The following is an 18,936-nucleotide window of genomic DNA, read 5'->3' as shown; positions in this document are numbered from 1 at the left end:
ACTCTACGGTAGTGATTATCGCTTTGGATAACGCGGCTCGGAGACAAGCAGTCAGGCGTTCACGTCTTCGAGGTGGCGGCTGGCGACGATCTTGCCAGTTGGCGTAAGCGTCGGGCCGTCAGAGCCGTCCTGTACGAGTCCATCGGCGGAGAGGTCCTGAAGAATCATCGACACCTGTGAGGAATCTTTGCCGAGAATACTCGCCAACGGCATCCCGTCCATCTCGCCGGTCGAGTACATGGCGACCAGCACCTCCTTCTTGTCCTTCGTGAGCTCGACGTCTTTGAGCTCCTCCATGAGCTCGGCGTACTCGCGGCGGAGATAGCGCCCGAGGATGGACATCTTTCGGTTCGACGCCATCGCAGCCAGCGTCGTCATGGCCGTGCCGTCTTTCATATGCCGGACCGTCAGTACCGGCCGGCTCTTGCCGTTAATTTCCCGCGTGTTCCGGTCGAAGTCCGACACCGTCTTGAGGTCGACAGCGAACGACCCGTCGCTGCGCCGGAACTCGACGTTACCGGGCGTGAGAAACAGCTTCGCCGTCTTGAACGCCTCGTCGGTGACGCGACCACCGACGCGGGCGCGCTCTTTGACCGTCGTTTCGGTGCCGTTGATGATCGCCTTGAACAGCACCGTCCCAAACTTCTCGATTTTTTCGTCGCCAGCTTCGATGGCTGCGACGAGTCGCTTCCCTTTTCGCTCGAAGGCAATGGTCACCGTCGAGTCGAAGAAATCGCCCAGGTCGGGCGGGACCTGCCCGATGGCGATATCGAAAATCGAATCCAGTGGGATCGTCAGCTTGTCGTCTTCGCTCGCGGCCAGCACCAGCCGCTTCTGGGAGAGGACGATCCGACCCTTGATTGGGTCGCCCCGACCGGCCACTTCGGAATTGAATTTGCCGACGAAATCCGCGATCACTGATTCCGACATTCGTCCGTTACCTGATGTACATCAGCACTGATATTGAGCGTTTCGCGCGAGTATCAGCAGCAAAAATCGGGTTCACTCGGGAAAACAGGGACCACTGACGTCAATTATCGAGATTTCGAGCGATATCTGACAGCGAGGCGTCCGGTCCGCCGGTCGCTGTATAGACGACGCGCTTGCCGGGCGTCCGGAGGCCGTACTCGGTTCCGTCGGTGACCACGTCGAGGTGCGCCGAGCCGCCGAGCGAGATACCGCTGTTAGCAACCCACTCCGCGAGGCGGTTCGTCCCGTCCCGTTCGCGAGCCAGGCGGCGGTTGTCGGCGACGTGTGAGATGACCGGCTCGCCGTCGAGGTTCGTCTCGACGACAGCGTGGTACCGGTCGCCGTCCAGTGCAAGACGGACGGTGTCGCCGTCGTCGAAATCGAGTTCGTCCGGGAGTACAACCCGCGGTCGGTCGGTTCGGCCGACCGACTCGACGGGAACGCGATGCGTCTCGACGGTTTCGTGGTCACTGGGAACGCGGTCCGGCACGTGACTTACTCGTCGTCGCCGAGAAGGTCGGCCACGTCGTCGCTGCCGCGGGCCGTGATCTTCGCGTTGATCTGGCGCGTGTCATCGCTGACCTCGCGGCCGCGGACGGTGATCCGCTTGCGCTCGCCGTCGGTGGTCGGCTCGAAGCCGACGCCGCCATCGGACATGATCTCTTTCGTCATGACGCCGCGAACGTCAGGTCGCATCGGTCGGCCGGAGGTGTCCGAGCCGCCGGTCAGTTCGAGCGTGTACCCGTCGAGCCCGACGGCCCCGCCGTCGACCTCGTCGCCGAGCTCGCGGCCGATGAAGCGATTTGCGTCCTGTCCGTCAACGTCGATCTGGTAGGTGTGGCCGTCCTCCGGGTCGGAGACGGCGACCGTGAATTCTGCCATACCTGTTCTCAATCAACCGCGCTTCAAAAACGCGTCGAACCGTCCGTCCCGGCCACACGGTCTCGTTTACTGGTCAGCCATCGCATCGCTCGCAATCGAGCGGCCACGGGCCTCCAGCTGTACCTCCCGGCGTGTCCGGACCGGTTCGAGGATATCGGCCTCGATCAGCCTGTCGTACACGGCTTCGACTTCCTCGATCTCCATGTCGACGAAGTCCGGGATCTTGAACGGTGAGATGCCGGAGTACAGCGCCATCAGCACCTGCGTCTCTTTGTCGGAGAGGTCCACGTCGTCGGCGATATTGCGCTGCTCGCCCTGCCGGACGAGCCCCTCGATGAGCGAGACGTGACGCGGCGTCCCCGAGATGTGGGTCTCGACGCTGGTGCCCTCGATGGTGTGTTCGACCTCCAGCAACGGTCGCTCGTCGCCCCGAATCGTCTTCTCCTTGGCTTCGACGGTCCCAACGTCGTCGATGTCCAGTTCGACGAACGTACCGCTGGCGATGGCCAGATTGATGCAGTCGCCGTCGAGCTTGAGCCGCCCCTTCTCCCAGCCGCCGTCCTGAACAACGCCACCCTTGACTGCGGGGTGGTTGACGAGGACAACGGTCTGGTCGAGCAGCGTACTGTACAGTTTCTCCTGGAACTCCTCGGCCTTCTTTGCCGAGATGAGTGTCACGTTCCGGCCAGCCTGCACCTTGATGTAGCTGTCGACCTGTGCGAGTGGCTGGTTCATCTGGCTGGCCGTGACGCTGCTGACCTTCGATAGCGGGATGGTCCGCTTGCCGTCGTTGGTTGCAAGGACGAGCCGCTTGTTCGAGAGCAAAATTCGACCGGGTAGCCACTCGATGTCGTTGCGTTTGCGCCCGTCCGAGACGACCTGGACGAACTTCCCCTTCGTATCGACCAGTGCGTGTTCTCCGTCACTCATCGGTTAGCCAGCTATCGCTCTCGTGTACGCCCCGCCGCGTCTTAATCCACTCGGCTGATTCATCCGCGGCCACCGAGCTTCGAGATAGCCGAGAAGGCCTTCTTCCGGACTACGTCGTGTTCCGTCTCGTCGATGAGTTTATCCAGCGTCTTCCGGGACCGCTCACCCCCGACCTTCCCGAGCGTGAAGATGGCCTGTCCGCGGACCTCGGGGTCGACGTCGTCGTCCTGCACGATTTTGAGGAGCCGCCGCTCCACCATGTTGTCGTCGCCGCCGAGTTCGGCGAGGCTCGTGGCGGCGAACTGCCGGAGCATCTGGTCGTCGTCGCTGAGCGCATCGACCAGCGATTCGATGACGCGGTCTCGTTCCTCCTGACTGGTGACTCGGCCAAGCATCCAGGCGGTGTTGCGACGCTGGGCGGCCTGCGTGCTCTCTTCGAGAATCTCGACCAGCGGCACGACGACGCTCCGGTCGTCCGTGTTCGAGAGCTTCTCGACGACGGTGTCCCGTATCTCGTGGCTCTGGTCGGTCGGGACGTTCGACAGGAGCTCGATGAGCGAGTAAACGGCCGTCCGACGGACTGCGGCCGAGTCGTCGGAGAGTGCTTCGATGAGATAGTCGACCGGCCGGTCGTTGCCGAAGTTCCCGAACGCGCCGACGGCGATACGCCGGACCCGCTCGTCGTCATCCTCGTACAGCGGCAACAGCGCCTGAAGCGCCTGGCGGTTCCCGATGTTGCCCAGTGCGTCGGCAGCTTCGCGCCTGACGCCGGCCTTCGGGTCCGACAGGACCGATTCCAGCGGTGTCGTTGCCCGCGAGTCGCCGATCTTTCCGGCCGACCGGGCCGCCCGCGCCCGTACTCGCGGGTCGGGGTCCTCGAAACGCTCGGCGAGCTTCGGGACCGCGTCGGCCTGGTCCAGGTTTCCGAGACCGTTCGCTGCTGCCATCCGGAGTTCCGGTACGTCGGCGTCGAGGACCTGCATGTACGCTTTCGCCTTCACCCAGTCGGCGGCGTCGTCTTCGAGGTCGACGCCGGCCATACTCCCGATGAGCTGTGTGATTGCGTCGCCACCGAGTTCGTCAAGCGAGTCGATAGCCGCGCCGGTGATCGCGTCGCTGTCGCTCTGGGCCGCGTCCACGAGTGCGTTGACAACGTCGCGCCGGTCGTCGTGGTCGTCGAAGTTTCCCAGTAGCTCCGCGGCACGGGTCTTGACTCGCTCGTTGTCGCTCTCTCTGAGGAGGCGGATGAGTTCCTGTGCCTTGCCGTCACGTTCCAGTTCGTAGAGACTCATTGGTCGCTACACACGCCGGTAGATGCGGTGTCGCTTATCGACCGCTTCGAAGGAGTCCCGACACTCCGCGGGCAGCGTCTCGGTCATGCCGATCATGAGGTAGCCGCCCTCGCGAAGCGACCCGCGGATCGTCTCGAAGATGGGGACCTTGAACTCCGAGTCGATGTAGATGAGGAGGTTCCGGCAGAACACCAGGTCGAAATCGCGCTTTGGGTCGCCCCGGATAAGGTCGTGTTGCTCGAACGTGACCATCTCCTTGACGCGGTCCCGAACCTGAAACGTGGTGCCGTCCTGTTCGATATACTTCGTGTAATCGTCCAGCGGCTCCAGTTCATCGGCGATGTCAGTCGTCTGGGAGGTCGCGTAGGTCCCGTCGCGGGCCTCTTCGAGGATGTCGGCGTTGATGTCCGTTGCTGTGATCTCGACCCGGCGGGCGTCGATATCGGGGTCGTCGAGTGCCAGCATCGCCGCCGAATACGGCTCGCGGCCGTCGGCACTCGGGGCCGACCAGAGCCTGACGCGACGGTTGTCGTCCGTGATTTCTCGGAGGACCGGCCGCAGCCGCTCCCACGCCTCCGGATTCCGGAAGAAGCCGGTGACGTTGATCGACAGTGAATCCAGTAGCTCCTCGCGCTCGCCGTCGTCGCGTTCCAGCAGTTGCTGGTAGGACTGGTAGTCCTCGGTGTCGGTCCGACGCATCCGCGCGGTGATGCGGCGGTCGAGATACGAGTCGTTGTAAAAGCCCGACTCGAAGTCCATCTCTTCGCCGATGAACTCCACGAGATCGTTGAAGGTCCGTTCGCTACCTTTGTTCATAGCGTCACCACGTCGAGGATGTGGACGATGTTCCCGTCGCCGAGAACGGCCGTCCCAGAGAGCCCGGGCGTTCCTGAGAGGATCCCTTCGAGGGGCTTGACAACGACCTCTTCCTGGCTGTTGACCGAGTCACAGTGGAGTGCGACCTGTCGCTCGGACTCGCGGATGCGGACGAGCATCCCGTCGCCGTTGGCCGTCTCGCCCTCGATGTCGAAGGTGTCGTCGAGGTGGATGACCGGGTAAATCTCGTCGTTGTGCTTGATGACCTCCTGTCCGTTGACCTGTTTCGCCTCCTCCGTCCCCGTAATCTCGTCGACGTTCTTGATGGGGACACCGTACTCTTCGTCGCCGACCTTGACGAACAGCACCTTGACGATAGCCATCGTCACCGGCAGGCGCAGTGAGACGGTCGTCCCCTCGCCCGGTTCGGAGTCGACGCTGACCGATCCGTCGAGCTGGGAGACCGTGTCGTGGACGACGTCCATGCCGACGCCGCGTCCGCTGGTATCGGTCACTTCGTCGGCCGTTGAGAAGCCGGGGTGGAACACGAGGTCATACACCGCGGAGTCGTCCATCGCGTCCAGTTCCTCTGGCGAGCGGACGCCTTTCTCGATGGCTTTCTCTCTGATGCCATCCACGTCGAGCCCGGCCCCGTCGTCTTCGACTTCGATGATAACGTGGTCGCGTTCACGGGATGCCCGGAGCGTGATGTGGCCGGTCCGCGGTTTGCCCGCCTGCTCGCGCTCCTCTGGCGGTTCGATGCCGTGGTCGACGGCGTTTCGGAGGATGTGCATCAGCGGGTCCGAGATCTCGGTGAGGATCGTTCGATCGAGTTCGATGTCCTCCCCCTCGATCTCGAACTCGATGTCTTTGTCGAGTTCGCGTGCGAGGTCCCGGACGAGTCGCGGGAACTTCCCGACGACTTTCTTCAACGGGATGAGCCGCATGTCCATCACCGTGTTCTGGAGGTTCGCCGTGATCTTGTCCAGTTCGTTTAGTGTCTCACTGGTCGAGTCGAGGTTGTTCTGCTCAACGCCTCGCCGGAGCTTGATCCGGCTCGTGACCAGTTGCTCGACGAGGCCGTGGAGGTCGTCGAGCTGGTCGACGTCGACCCGCACGGACTTGATTTCGTCGACGCTGTGTTCCTCTTCCGCTCCGGGGTCGGGGTCCGCGCTTGCGTCCCCGCCCGAACCGCTATCGCCGTCGTCGGTGTCTCCGTCGCTCACCAGGTCGTCGGTCACGTCGGTCACGTCGAAGTTGTCGACCTTGCCGGTCGTCCCGAGCTCGGCGTCGACGGTTGCCGCATCGGGGCCGTCGAGATACAGAACGAACGTGTCCTCGAACTCGCCGTCCTCGATATCGGCGCGGCTCGGACTCGAATCGAGAACGTCGAATCGCTCCTCGATGGATTCGACGGCCAGCATCGAGTCGACGCCGAGCATGTCCGACTCCCCGACGCTGATTTCGGCCTGCAGGACCTGCTCGTCGACGGCATCGCCATCGATGTCGACATCGCTGACGCTCGCATCCGTGGTGAGCGACTCGTCGCTGTCCGACGAGTCGCCGTCGTCTCCCGCCTCCGTGCCGCCCGCGGCGGCGGCCCCCTCTTCGAGGACGGCGCGGAGCTCGTCGACCATCTCGTCGGTCTCCGTCTCCGATTCGCCGTGCTCTTCGATCTCACCGACGATGACCTCTATCTGGTCGACGCCGGCGAAGACGAGGTCCATCAGGTCCGGTGTGACCTCCATCTCGCCCTGGCGCATCTCGTCGAGCAGGTCTTCCATCGCGTGCGCGAGATTCGCCGCGTTGTCAAAGCCCATCGCTCCGAAGTTGCCTTTCAGCGTGTGGGCTGTCCGGAAGATCGAATCCATCGCCTCCGTGTTGGAGGGGTCGGATTCGAGTTCGAGCAGTGAGTTGTTGAGTTCGGTAATCGCTTCTTCACTTTCACGGATGAATGCGTCTAGATACTGGTCGTCCATTGTCAGGTCACCTCAGTAGTAATCGTGTCGATGATGCCGTCCGCAATGTCGTCGATCGGCAAGACAGTGTCCACACAGCCCGTCTCGACGGCGCGTTTTGGCATGCCGTACACCGCGGACGTGGCCTCGTCCTGTGCGATGGTCTTGCCACCGGCCTGCTTGATCCGCCGAATCCCGTCCGCGCCGTCCTCACCCATTCCGGTGAGGATGAGCCCGACGAGCGGGTCGTCGATTGTCTCTGCGGCCGTTCGCATCGTCACGTCGACGGCCGGACGGACGCTGTTGACCGGGTCGTCCTGTGTGAGCTTTGTCCGCAATCGCCCGTTCCGGTAGTTCTTGACCTCCATATGTTGGTCACCGGCGGCGACAAGGCCCTCACCGCCGCCGATGCGCGCCCCATCGGTGGCCTCCCGGACCTCGTACTCGCTTCGCGTGTTGATCCGCTCGGCGAACCGGCCGGTGAACCCCTCCGGCATATGCTGGATGATGAGCACCCGGAGGTCTGCCTCGATGGGGAGGTTCTCCATTACCTTCTCTACCATCTTCGGGCCGCCGGTCGAGGAGCCGATAACGAGCGTCGGGTTCGCAACGGAGGCTGTCTGACCTGACGAACCCCCGGTTTCTGTCCGGTCAGTAGCTGAACCGCCGGCTGTTGTCGCTGTCGCTCCACTGTCGCTACTTGTCCCGCCGTGGCTGCGCGTCGCGCCAACGTCGACCGCCGCGACGGAGCTGACCATCTCGACCAGCTGGTCTTTTAGCCGTGACATCTCCATCGACACCTCACCACCCGGCTTGGTGAAGAAGTCGACCGCACCCTTATCGAGCGCTTCGAACGTCACGTCGGCGTTTTCGTCGGTGTGTGCCGACAGCATCAACACCGGTGTCGGAGACTCAGACATGATGCGCTCCGTGGCTTCGATGCCGTTCATTACCGGCATCTCGACGTCCATCGTCACGACATCGGGTTGGTGTTCGACAACGGCTGACACTGCCTCCTCGCCGTCACGCGCCTGCGCAACAACAGTAATACCGCCATCACTGAGGATATCAGAGATGACACTCCGCATGAAGTGAGAGTCGTCTGCGACCACCGCGCGGACACCATCTGCCATATCACCAACGCTCCCGTCGGATAGGAGACATTGGCGAACGAGACATCCTCATACCTACTTCGAAATCCCGTTCGGCCCCGAAATAAATACTCCGCCCACGTAATCAAAGTTGATAGCCCAGCAGGCACCTTTATGCGCTCCTATCTGCGACAGTGTGGATAAGAACCGCAATGGCAGCACAGTCAGCCACCACCGGCCAGGTACTCGAGTTCCAGCTCGGCTCGGAAACGTACTGCGTGAGTATCGACTACGTGACTGAGATCGTCGACATCGGCGAGCTCACGTCCGTCCCGAACGCCCCGGCGCACGTCCGTGGTGTCATGGACCTTCGCGGGCGCACGACATCGATCGTCGACCCGAAGGTCGTCTTCGGTATCGAGGACGAGGGTGCGGAGAAGCGTATCATCGTTTTTGACCCGGAAATCGTCGAAGAACAGGGCGCGGCCGGCTGGCTCGTCGACGAGGTGTATCAGGTAGTGCAGGTCACTCCGGAGCAGGTCGACCGGTCCCCTGCGAACGACGCGGGCTCGATTCGCGGCGTCATCAAGCGAGATGACAGTTTTGTTATCTGGGTGGACCCCGCCATCGTCCACGCTGGTGACTGATTCCGGTCTGTTTAGCGACACACCAGCAAGACTTTTTAACATTCCCGACAGAGAAGTATCTAATCAACTTCCAGTTCCTTCCGAAACTATGATTGAGCAAACCAAAACGGGGATCGAGGGCCTCGACGACATTCTGAACGGCGGCATTGTGAAGAACTCGACGACACTGGTGAGCGGCAACCCCGGCGCCGGGAAATCGATCCTCTGTCTCCAGTACATCTACAACGGCGTCGAAAAGTACGACGAGAAGGGTATCTACCTCTCCTTCGAGGAAGACGAGTCGGACCTCCGGGAGGCCGCCGAATCCCTCGGCTTCGAAAACTGGCAGGACCACGTCGACAACGGCGATATCAAGGTGTACGACAAGCAAGTCCTCCTGCGCGAGAACGACTTCACCTCTTCGCTGGATATTCTGCTTGAAGAACTCGAGGACGGCGACTACGACCGACTGGTGCTTGATTCGCTTGCCATGTTCGAACTGTTCTTCGAAAATGAAAAGGAAAAACGGACCTACCTCCTGAAATTCACCGACATTCTCAGTGACAGCGGCCTCACGACGCTGATGACCAACGAACAGGGGGCCGTCTTCCCGGATACCGAAATCGGGCTCGAGAATTATCTGACTGACGGCAACATCTATCTCATCCAGACCCCGACCGACACCGGCGTGAACAGATACGTCTGGGTCGCCAAGATGCGAAAGCAGAACATTGAGACTGACATCTATCCGATGGAGATTGACCGCGGCGGCATCGATGTCCACCAGAACGCCAGCGCCTTCTCGATGATGAGCGAGGAAGAATCACCAATTTAACGATAGGATAGAGCCATTATTACTCCGTAGAACGACGGGTACAGCGACATAGAACGGCGTTTCTGTACGAACGCACTGCAGCGCGTGTTTGTCTCCCTTTCACTCGATATCACAGGCGATAGCTTTATTATCGACTGAATTTATGATTTGATAACGATGGATTCAGGGGAGATTCTTCAGACGCTTGGCAATAAATACAGTGCCGAAATCCTTGACGCGACAGATGAACCGGTCTCCGCACAGGAGCTCAGCGACGAACTCGGAATCCCCATCGCGACGTGTTACCGACGCATCGACGAACTGACCGAACACGACCTCCTGGAACTACACGACAACATCCTCTCTGACGACCGCCGGCGTATCAAGGTGTACCGGCGGAACGTCGACGAGGTCCGGGTCGACTTCGACGACGAACTGACTATCCATATCGAAGAACGGTCGGAAGTGACCAACAAACTCGACGAGGCGTGGCGGACCCTATCCGAGCCGTAGAACGTCTCCTCTCGACGTTATCACGAAAGATATTTTCGAGCGTGGATTTAATAACGGGTTCGCTGTAGCACTGTACAGTGCTGATGATAGAACTTCTCTATGCCATATCGACGCTGGTGTTCGTCGTCGCCGGACTGACAATGGTGGGGATGGCCATGCGGGCATACATCCAGACGTCTCGGCAGGCGATGCTCCACCTCTCGGTGGGGTTTTCGCTCGCCATCGCGGGCGCGGCTGCGACGATGATTAGCGCGTTCATCAACGACTTCGAGGGTGTCCGCTCGTTGCTGTTAGTCAACAGTGGGTTGACGACCTTCGGCTATCTGTTCGTGATGTACAGTCTCGTCACGTACGAGTGACTACGCGTTTCGGCTACACCAACTGACCGACCAGCCTGCGACTGGGGCCTCTCTCTGTCGACGATGGTCTCGATGTACATTTTCTATCTACCGAGCCCCAACTAGGCCAAATGTACCACACCTCTCGACTACACACCAGACGACCATTTCCATCGCTGATACCAGCTTACGGAAGCGATTAAATCTGATTCTTGCAAGCGACGTGGCTTGCCTATCTTCTTCAGGTCAAATGATAGGCGTTCTCTAGGCAAATCCCTCTCACAGCCCCTCAAAACCTCATTATCAGGTTGTATAATTTGGGGGGAGGTATTATTACTGGCGAAAAGAACGGTTGCATAGGGTCAGACAGACCCGGATCAACAATGCTAACGGAACTAACGAACGACGACGACCGCGGGCAGGTCGGTATCGGCACCCTGATCGTGTTCATCGCGATGGTGCTGGTGGCGGCAATCGCTGCGGGCGTCCTGATTAACACGGCTGGCTTCCTCCAGAGCAGCGCCGAGGAAACCGGACAACAGAGCAGTGACCAAGTGACGAACCGACTGCAGCTCGTCAACGCCGTCGGTGAAGACATCACTGATACTGGTGTCGGTACGGTGAACCTAACGGTCAAGCGTGCCCCCGGTGCAGCCAACATCGATATCGGAAGCACGATTGCTCAGTGGGTCGACTCCTCAGGCTCGTACGACCTGACTGTTGAGGATGGTGCTGAAAGGACGGCAGACGGAGAAAACTTCGGCGTCACCCAGGTACAGGACGACGACGGCTCCATATCTGAGAGCCAAGTGCTGAACGACCCGTCTGACCGAGCCCGACTCCAGTTCGATACGTCCGCCATCCGCGGCAGCAATCTTGCGGAAGGTTCAACGGCAACTGTCCGACTGAACACCCAGTCTGGTGGTACGACGACCGTTCGACTGGTCGTTCCGGAGACCCTGTCTGGTAACTCCGCAGTCAGCCTCTAAATTCGGTCATCTATTCGGTTTGACGCAGTTCTCTTTTCACCCACCCTGACCAGCGACGGAGTTATACGATAGCCTCACACACTAGTAGCTATGGCTCGGCGGTCAGACGAACCGAATCCGGAAGAGGGCAAGGTACTTTCGCCCGAAGAGCTCGATATCGCCGACGACGAGCACGTCACTGAAATCGACGAGGGCCGCTACGTTGTTTCGTCGGATGTCCGCACCGATGACACCTACGGGAACCAAGTTTCGTCGGATTCGGCGTCTGAATCACCGCCGTCTCCTGCACCAGACCCGGAGCTGTCGACGCCTGAATTCTCCGACGCGAACGTCCACGAGTGGCTTGCCGAACAGATGGCCGACTCGAACGCCAGATACGGCTTCGACGTGACTGCGAAGTTCGACGGCGACGTCGACCAGCAACAGCTTGCTTCCAACGACATCGTCACTGTGTTCGAGAGCTTCATGCTCTGGTACGGTCGGCAGATGGACGGGTCGACACCGGTCGAAGAAGTGCTGGGTATTCTGCTGTCGGAATCGAACGTTCCGGTTCGCTACCCGCCAGCGGTCATCAAGCAGCTCGTCCGGTCGACACAATTGACGCCGGACGATTCCATCGCTGATCTCTTAGAGGCCGTCGAAGATGCCGACGGTGCCGAACTCTGATACGGGCCGCCTATACGTGATTGCCAAACAACGACCTGCACTCGAGTAGCTGTCGCGGCGAACAGGGACAGCAGTCTGTCCGGCCGACGGGGGATTTAAATCCGGGCGCAGCAGTGTGTAGAGTAGATAATGGTCCTGCGTCAGCCGCCGACGGTCGTTGCCCTGTTTGTTCTGGTAGCACTCGTCGTGACGGGGCCGCTCGTCGGCGTCGACGCTGTCAGAACGCAGCCGACGACTATCGGTGACGGGACGGCGGTCATCAGTTCCGTCCAACTTCTCACATCGGAGATACGGATTACGGACGGCCGGTTCGGCACGGACGTTGCGTATCTCCGGGTGCCCGATGCCAGCGTAACCGTCGATTCCGTCACGGGCCGCCCGAGGCTGCTGTATCAGGTCGCGGTCCCTGCGCTCGATATCTCCCGCGAAGACGAGCAGGTCCTCTCGGAGGGCCAGTCTGGAACATACCGACTCGCACCGGGTGACAGAGCGGTACGACCGTCGTCACTGGAGCGGGACGTGTACAGAGGCACCGTTCGGCTTCGGGTCCAGAGCTTCGAAACCGCTGAGACAATCGTTGCTGAAAACGTGACAGTGCAGGTGGAGCGATGACCCGAGACACCGAGTGGTTCACCGGTCGCTGTCGACAGTTCGGAACGGTTGTGTTCGGTGACCGCTACGGCTATGTCCTCTGGCTCGGTCTGCTCGTTACGTTTGGGCTCTACTGGCGTGTCGGCATTTTCATCACCGACACGTACACCACTGCCAACGCGCTCGTCGCTGTGTCGAACGGGCAGCTCCACATCACAGAAACGCCGTACACCCTGACACTCGGCGCACAACCGGGCCTGCACGAGTCCGGCGGTAGGCTGTACGGCCGAAACTACGGCCAGATCCTGCTGGCTGTCCCGCTGGTCTGGATACTTCAGGCACTGTCCGCGTTCATAACCCCCCGGCTATTGCTTCTTGGACTCTGGTCGGGCACTGCACTCGCTTTCGTGTCTCACGTCAGCGTGCTCGGACAGCGCCACACCAATACCGCGAGACGCACTGTTCTGTGGGTCGGTAGCAGTGTCGTCGCCGTCCTGTTTCTGACCGGCGCGCTGACAGCGACAGCCCTTCCGGACACTGCGCTCCCGATAGCTGCGTTCCAGATTTCAACAATGCTTGCAGCGGCGACGACCAGTGTCGTTCTCTACCGCCTCGTCGGAATCTGGCACGACCGCTCGGTTGCTCTGGGGGCTGGTGCTGCAATCGGTATCGCCACGTCTGTCGGATTTTGGGCTTCGCTTCCGAAACGGCACGTCATGGTGGGACTGTTGCTACTGACGTCGGTGTACCTGTTCGCCCGGAGCCGACTTGCGTATGCTGACGCTATGTTTCAGAGGGGGCTCGGCTTTCGCGCCGGTGCGTACGCCACCGCTGGACTGGTCACCTGGACCCATGCCTTCGAGGGATTCTTCCTCGTGGTGACACTGGCCATCATAGACCTTGTCACCGCAAAGCGGAATTCGCTCGTCCACCTCGCTGGTATTGGCCTCGCGCTCTTCCTCGGATCGCTCCCGATGCTCGTGACGAATCTCCTTATCTCCGGTAACCCGGTCAAACCGCCGCGGTTGCTTTCCGCTGTGGGGGGTGCAAACGTCGAGTTTACACCCGGCGGTGATACCGGAACGGGTGGCAAGAGCGCCGCTGGCGGGACTGAGGGTGCTGGTGCGGACGGCGGGGCTGGCGGGACTGGCGGGACTGGTAGTGGTGGTTCCACTGTGACGGGCGGGGAATCCGGAACGCCGATACTCACCCCGATTCTCGGCCTGTTCGACCGGATCATGGGACCTGCGGCCCCCGCGATGGTGTTCGTCTCGGATGCGGTCAGTCATGGCCTTGACGTGCTAACTACGCCAAAGCGAATGTCCCAGATATTCCTGCGGAGCGGCTCCGCGCCACGGATCAACTACGCCCCTAATTCCTACGAAGCGATCGAACTCACGATGCTTGAGGCCGTCCCGCTTTTCGGCGCAGTCGCGGCACTCCCTGCGGTCCTGGTCCGGTCAGCTAATCAGCGCATGCGGCAATGGAGTGTCCGTCCGTCACAGTACTCGCCCCGAACACAGACTGATCTGCTCGTTACGGCTCTCGCCGCTGTGTTCACGCTCATCTATCTGAGCCGTCTGCCGCTGCACACACAACTCACTGTTCGATACCTGCTGCCGACGGTCCCGCTCGTCATGTACGGCGTCGTTCGGATACCCGCAGTTCACGAAACCGTCAGCGACGCGAAGGAGTGGCTTGCCGGCGGGTACGCTGCGAGTACAATCGGAGGTCTTATTTTCGGACTCGGTGTCGTTGCTGGACTCGATCTGGCGCTGGGAGAGTCGGTACAGTTTCACGCTCTCCTCAATCTCGGTGGGGCAGCAGTCTGTGGCGGGACTGTGCTGGGCCGCACACTCGCTCCTGAACGGGTCCCGTCCAGAGCGGTCGCACTGGGCTTGGCACTCCCGGCAGGACTAACGACAGCGTACCTCCTCCTATCGGGGCTCGTGTACTTCCAGTATGGCTCCTTCGCGCTCGATTTCATCCGCGTTCTCACACGCCATCTCCCTGCGGTGTAACTGGGTTTCGGGACCCACCGATATCACACGCGATAATTTACGGGACACCTTTATCTAACTCATCACGATATGTAGGCTTGATAGGCATGCCAGACGTACTGATCGCCGACGATTCAGAGTTTATGCGTAACCTCCTCCGCGAGATTCTCGAAGAAGACCACGAGATCGTTGGGGAGGTCGAGAACGGTGTCGAAGCTGTCGAAGTGTTCAAAGAAGAAGGGCCGGACCTGGTGATGATGGACATCGTGATGCCCATCCGGGACGGCATCGAAGCCACGGACGAGATCAAATCCTCCAATCCCGACGCGAACGTCATCATGTGTACAAGCGTCGGTCAGGAAGAGAAGATGAAGGAGGCCGTGAAAGCGGGGGCTGACGGGTACATCACCAAGCCGTTCCAGAAACCCAGCGTGATGGAGGCTATCGAGGACGTCGTTCCCTCATAGATGAACGTCGATATTCAGTCGCTGGGCACGTTCAACCAACTCGCTCACGAGGGGGCCGAACAGGCCACGCAGTCGATGGGCCAGATGACGGGCATCGACGCCGTCGTCGACGTAACCAAGATTACGCTGCTCGACAGAGCAGATGTCGGCGAGGAACTGGCCGGCCGGGACTTTGTCGGGGTCGAGTTCTCCTTCGATGGCGTACTGGAGGGCGATACTGTCCTTGCCTTCGACGTGGACAGCGCCGGAACGATCACCGAGGAGATGATGCCCGGCAGCAGCGACGATGAGGCAATGGCCAGGAGTTGCATCAAGGAGATCGGCAACATCATGATGAGCGGGTTCATCGATGGATGGGCCGACTACGTCGGTGCGACCATCGACCATTCGCCGCCAGAGTATATCGAGGAGTCTGGCGGTGGCGTGCTCCCTGATACGCCCGTGGACGCCGACCACCAGCAGGTGTTCGTGTTCAAATCGGAGATCGAATGGATCGACGAGTCGGTGAACTTCTACATCTACATGCTCCCTGAGTACGAGTCGCTCACGGAGATGATGGTGGAGCACGTCGACACGGACGGCGACGCGATTCCCATTGACAAGCTCCAGACGTTCAACGAGATGACGACTCGGGGCACTCAGAAAGCCGCTGACAACGTCGAAATGATGACCGGTATTCCGACTGAGTCGGAGGTGACACAGATCAGCTTCGCTCCCATCGAGGACGTGCCAAAGCAGATCGGGACGGAAACGTTCGTCGGGACGGTCGTTGAGTTCACCGGGACGCCCAGTGGCTACCTTATGGTGTTGTTCGATGAAGTCTCTGCAATCAATGTTGCGGAGGCGATGATGCCAATTGAGGTGGACAGCGACGAGCTAACCGACCAGCACAAGGCCGCCATCGAGGAACTGGGGAACATCATGACGAGCGGGTTCGTCGACGGCTGGGCGAACGTCCTTCAGACGTCGGTCGAACACACGCCACCACGGGTCGTCCACGACATGGGTCGGGCGATTATGGATCCGCTTGCAGCGCAGGTCGGACAGTATCAGGAGCACGCGTTCATTATCGACTCCCAGATGCAGACCGACGACATCGAGTTCCAGGCTGAAATTCACGCCCTGCCCAACGAGAAAGAGTTGCGCGCCGCCCTCAACGACCTCGATGTCGAGCGGGCGACCGAGACGGGCGCGGATGTCGAACAGATATTCAAATAATGAAAGTATACGATGGTAGCCAAACAGAGAGCCCCGAACAAGGTACGCCCGAACGTATCAAGGTCGGCATCGCCGAGTACAAGGTGGCCACGGAACCGGCCGTGCTGACCACGAGTGGGCTCGGCTCCTGTATCGGGATCGCGATATACGACACCCGCAAGACGGTGGCCGGGCTCGTTCACGTTATGCTTCCGTCGGCGGCTGATATCGACGGCGGGAACCATGCGAAGTTCGCGGACACAGGCATCGAAGCACTCATCGAGGCCATGGCGGATGCCGGGGCGTCGACGGAGGCGATGGAAGCCAAAATCGCCGGTGGGAGCGATATGCTCGACTTCTCAGAGAGCGGCTCCTCTATCGGGTCGCGAAACGCGAAGAAGGTGCGCGAGACGCTCGAGGAACACGGTGTTCCCGTTGTCGGTGAAGACCTAGGTGGTGACCACGGCCGGTCCGTCAAACTCGAAGCCGACACCGGTAATTTCATCGTCAAAAGCGCGAACACTGACTCGATAACACTGTGATGTCTGTGAGCAGTCTCCGTGCCTGACGGTCGGCGTCAGACGGACGACAGCCGCTCGTCTGCCGGGGGCGCACTGGGACAATCTGTTCTCCAATTGTCTGACCGGAATTAATCTGAAATGTAAAAGGCTAGTACTTGGTCTGTTAATTTACGCTATCTGAGCCGGGAAAATGGGATATTATTATCAAATATGATACGCTAAGGGGAATATTCAAGAGTAGAAACGGCCTGATATACAAGAGATGAGTAGTCCTGCTCTCGTGCCGCTGGCTCCAGCCGTCTCACCGGAACTGGTTGGACTGGCACCAGCCCTCTTTGTCTTGCTAACCGGCGGGCTGGTTGGTATGAGCATCAAGAATATGTTCGATTCGATTCTATCGGACGACGAGAGCGGGGGCACGAGTGAGGACGACGGTGACGGTGAGATGGCTGACGGCGGCGGTCTGATGGCCGATGACGGCGGTGGTGGTGACGACCTCGGCGGTCTCGGCGGCCTCGACGATGGCGGCGACGACATGGGTGGGTTCGGTGACGACGAGTTCGGCGACATGGAGGACGCGAGCGGGCCAGACACCGACGAACTGGAACACCGACTCGACGAACTGGAAAACGAGGTCGGAAGTCTCTCCTCAACGGTCAACACTGTGCGGACGGAAAACGAGAGCATCTCCGAGTCCGTCGAAGAAACTGAGGAGAACGTCCGGAAACTGCTCGACATCTACGAGATGGTCACCCGCGGCGTCAACCCCTTCGCCGATGATGTCGATGGCGGCATGGGTGGCATGGGCGAAGGTGGCGGTTCTTTCGGTCTCTTTGACGACGACGGGAGCGACGACACCGAGGAGGATATCGACGACGATGTCGCCAACGCCGACGCAGAAGGGTTCTTCGACGAGGACCTGACTGAAGACACTGGCGGTGATATGTCGATGGACGACGGCGGCGTCGACGACATGTTTCCCGACGACGGCGACGACATGGGCGGCTTCGAGGACGACGGCGGGGCGTTCGACGACTTCGACGACACGGAGGACGACATGAGCATGGACGACGAGGAGAGTATGGACGACGACAGCGACGACGGCGACGGCGGCAAATCGTTCGCAGAGCTCAAAGACGAGTACGAGTCCGGCGACGCCGAGTGGGCCGATGGTGAGGAACCCGAGGACGAACCTGACGACGATGCTGACCTGCTGGCCGACGAGGACGACGATCTACTCGGCGAGGACGATTCGGATGACGATGCAAGCGGGCTGGAAGACGACGACCTCTTCGACGAGGTTATCGAGGACGACGGGCTCGACGACGGTGAGGCGGCGACGGAATCTGAACCGGAACCCGAGCCAGAGCCAGCCGTAGAATCGGAGCCGGAACCTGAGCCTGAGCCCGAACCTGTGCCCGAGCCGGAACAGACCACGCAAACGGACACGGCAGCCGCCGGTCACGACGATGCAGCAGCGGTAGACGACGACTCGGACGCAAGCGCGGACGACGACGGGAAACCGTACCTGTCGACGATGCCGGAGGGGTTCGCGGCGGACCTCATTATCGTCGAATGGCTTGAGTTCCTGGTCCAGCACTCGGGCTACCGCGAGACGGCTCGCGCAATCGACTACTACGAAACTATCGACTGGATCGACGAGTCGGTCGCGGACCAGCTCAAGGCGTACCTCCGCGGCTTCGACGACGTGAACGACACCGGGGATGGGTTGTCTATCGACCACCACACCGAGAGCTTGCACTACATCTCGCAGCTTGACAGTGACAGCGGCGCTGACGCCGTTGCGCTCTCGAAACTGGTGGGTGGAGGTGGTTCCGATGGGATTCAGCGTTAGCGGCTCGGCAGCCGTCATCTTCGTGGCCGCGTTCATCGGCTTCGGGATGTTCTACTCCGCGGCCGCGAACAGCTTCGAGCGCGTCAACGATGCCCGCGAGGACCAGCGCGACCGACTGCTCGATCAGCAAAACACTGACATCTCGCTTGTCTCGGCGACGTGGAACAGCAGCGGGAACGACAATCTCGTCGTGACCGTCGACAACACCGGCTCGGAGACGCTGTCGGTCGACGCAACCGACCTGCTGGTCGATAACGATTACCGCGCAGGATACGGCACGACTGTCGACGGTGACGGGTCGACGGACATCTGGGCGTCACAGGAGCGGTTGACGATTACCGTCTCCTCGCTCAGTAATCAGCCCGACCGGGTGAAAGTCGTCACCGAGAACGGGATCGCCGAAACGATGGTGGTGAGCTAA

Annotated in this window: 21 protein-coding genes; 13 read left to right on the top strand and 8 right to left on the bottom strand. The window is 60.5% G+C overall.

Features of this window, described 5'->3' with window-relative positions:
- Positions 1-51 precede the first annotated feature (51 nt).
- From DVK01_RS04135 to cheB, 8 genes are all read right to left on the bottom strand, one after another.
- Complete coding sequence (locus tag DVK01_RS04135; RefSeq protein WP_101351028.1) at positions 52-930, bottom strand: CheF family chemotaxis protein; 879 nt, start codon at positions 928-930, stop codon at positions 52-54.
- Positions 931-1,030: 100 nt separating this feature from the next.
- Positions 1,031-1,459: a hypothetical protein gene (locus DVK01_RS04130; protein ID WP_101351027.1), complete on the bottom strand. Its 429-nt coding sequence runs from the start codon at positions 1,457-1,459 to the stop codon at positions 1,031-1,033.
- A gap of 5 nt (positions 1,460-1,464) precedes the next feature.
- The gene (locus tag DVK01_RS04125) at positions 1,465-1,851 is read right to left on the bottom strand and encodes a 30S ribosomal protein S6e (protein WP_053967184.1); all 387 of its coding nucleotides are present in this window, start codon (positions 1,849-1,851) and stop codon (positions 1,465-1,467) included.
- Positions 1,852-1,917: 66 nt separating this feature from the next.
- Complete coding sequence (locus tag DVK01_RS04120; RefSeq protein WP_101351026.1) at positions 1,918-2,781, bottom strand: CheF family chemotaxis protein; 864 nt, start codon at positions 2,779-2,781, stop codon at positions 1,918-1,920.
- 59 nt (positions 2,782-2,840) lie between these two features.
- Positions 2,841-4,073, bottom strand: coding sequence for a HEAT repeat domain-containing protein (locus tag DVK01_RS04115; RefSeq protein ID WP_121535529.1), 1,233 nt, complete (start codon positions 4,071-4,073; stop codon positions 2,841-2,843).
- A gap of 6 nt (positions 4,074-4,079) precedes the next feature.
- Entirely contained in the window at positions 4,080-4,889 is an 810-nt protein-coding gene (locus DVK01_RS04110) for a protein-glutamate O-methyltransferase CheR (protein WP_121535526.1), read from the bottom strand.
- Entirely contained in the window at positions 4,886-6,868 is a 1,983-nt protein-coding gene (cheA, locus tag DVK01_RS04105) for a chemotaxis protein CheA (RefSeq protein ID WP_101351023.1), read from the bottom strand. The genes DVK01_RS04110 and cheA overlap by 4 nt, the downstream gene beginning before the upstream one ends.
- A 2-nt stretch (positions 6,869-6,870) precedes the next feature.
- On the bottom strand, positions 6,871-7,980 hold the full coding sequence (gene cheB / locus DVK01_RS04100; protein ID WP_101351022.1) for a chemotaxis-specific protein-glutamate methyltransferase CheB: 1,110 nt from the start codon (positions 7,978-7,980) through the stop codon (positions 6,871-6,873).
- 170 nt (positions 7,981-8,150) lie between these two features.
- On the opposite strand from cheB, the gene DVK01_RS04095 reads away from it, so the two are divergent.
- The 13 genes from DVK01_RS04095 (at position 8,151) to DVK01_RS04035 (ending at position 18,936) form a co-directional block, all read left to right on the top strand.
- The gene (locus DVK01_RS04095; protein WP_101351021.1) at positions 8,151-8,585 is read left to right on the top strand and encodes a chemotaxis protein CheW; all 435 of its coding nucleotides are present in this window, start codon (positions 8,151-8,153) and stop codon (positions 8,583-8,585) included.
- An 88-nt stretch (positions 8,586-8,673) separates the two neighbouring features.
- On the top strand, positions 8,674-9,399 hold the full coding sequence (locus DVK01_RS04090) for an ATPase domain-containing protein (RefSeq protein ID WP_101351020.1): 726 nt from the start codon (positions 8,674-8,676) through the stop codon (positions 9,397-9,399).
- Positions 9,400-9,555: 156 nt separating this feature from the next.
- Complete coding sequence (locus tag DVK01_RS04085; protein ID WP_121535523.1) at positions 9,556-9,891, top strand: helix-turn-helix domain-containing protein; 336 nt, start codon at positions 9,556-9,558, stop codon at positions 9,889-9,891.
- 83 nt (positions 9,892-9,974) lie between these two features.
- A complete protein-coding gene (locus tag DVK01_RS04080; protein ID WP_004590763.1) occupies positions 9,975-10,250 on the top strand; it encodes a hypothetical protein in 276 nt (91 codons plus the stop codon).
- Positions 10,251-10,612: 362 nt separating this feature from the next.
- Positions 10,613-11,218: an archaellin/type IV pilin N-terminal domain-containing protein gene (locus DVK01_RS04075; protein WP_101351018.1), complete on the top strand. Its 606-nt coding sequence runs from the start codon at positions 10,613-10,615 to the stop codon at positions 11,216-11,218.
- A 90-nt stretch (positions 11,219-11,308) separates the two neighbouring features.
- On the top strand, positions 11,309-11,884 hold the full coding sequence (locus tag DVK01_RS04070; RefSeq protein ID WP_121535520.1) for a hypothetical protein: 576 nt from the start codon (positions 11,309-11,311) through the stop codon (positions 11,882-11,884).
- Between the two features lie 129 nt (positions 11,885-12,013).
- Entirely contained in the window at positions 12,014-12,496 is a 483-nt protein-coding gene (locus tag DVK01_RS04065) for a hypothetical protein (RefSeq protein ID WP_121535517.1), read from the top strand.
- A complete protein-coding gene (locus tag DVK01_RS04060; RefSeq protein ID WP_121535514.1) occupies positions 12,493-14,496 on the top strand; it encodes a hypothetical protein in 2,004 nt (667 codons plus the stop codon). Before DVK01_RS04065 ends, DVK01_RS04060 begins: the two co-directional genes overlap by 4 nt.
- Before the next feature lie 86 nt (positions 14,497-14,582).
- Complete coding sequence (gene cheY, locus DVK01_RS04055; RefSeq protein WP_004515265.1) at positions 14,583-14,942, top strand: chemotaxis protein CheY; 360 nt, start codon at positions 14,583-14,585, stop codon at positions 14,940-14,942.
- Positions 14,943-16,160, top strand: a complete 1,218-nt coding sequence (locus DVK01_RS04050) for a chemotaxis protein CheC (RefSeq protein WP_101351014.1) — start codon at positions 14,943-14,945, stop codon at positions 16,158-16,160.
- Positions 16,160-16,681, top strand: a complete 522-nt coding sequence (locus DVK01_RS04045) for a chemotaxis protein CheD (RefSeq protein ID WP_101351013.1) — start codon at positions 16,160-16,162, stop codon at positions 16,679-16,681. The genes DVK01_RS04050 and DVK01_RS04045 overlap by 1 nt, the downstream gene beginning before the upstream one ends.
- 241 nt (positions 16,682-16,922) lie before the next feature.
- Positions 16,923-18,515: a FlaD/FlaE family flagellar protein gene (locus DVK01_RS04040; RefSeq protein WP_121535511.1), complete on the top strand. Its 1,593-nt coding sequence runs from the start codon at positions 16,923-16,925 to the stop codon at positions 18,513-18,515.
- Positions 18,499-18,936, top strand: coding sequence for a flagellin (locus tag DVK01_RS04035; RefSeq protein ID WP_101351011.1), 438 nt, complete (start codon positions 18,499-18,501; stop codon positions 18,934-18,936). Before DVK01_RS04040 ends, DVK01_RS04035 begins: the two co-directional genes overlap by 17 nt.

It is taken from the genome of Haloarcula sp. Atlit-120R (assembly GCF_003665885.1).
Taxonomy (GTDB): domain Archaea; phylum Halobacteriota; class Halobacteria; order Halobacteriales; family Haloarculaceae; genus Haloarcula; species Haloarcula taiwanensis.
The sequence above is the reverse complement of the archived record's forward strand: the minus strand, read 5'-3'. Positions and strand labels throughout refer to the sequence as shown.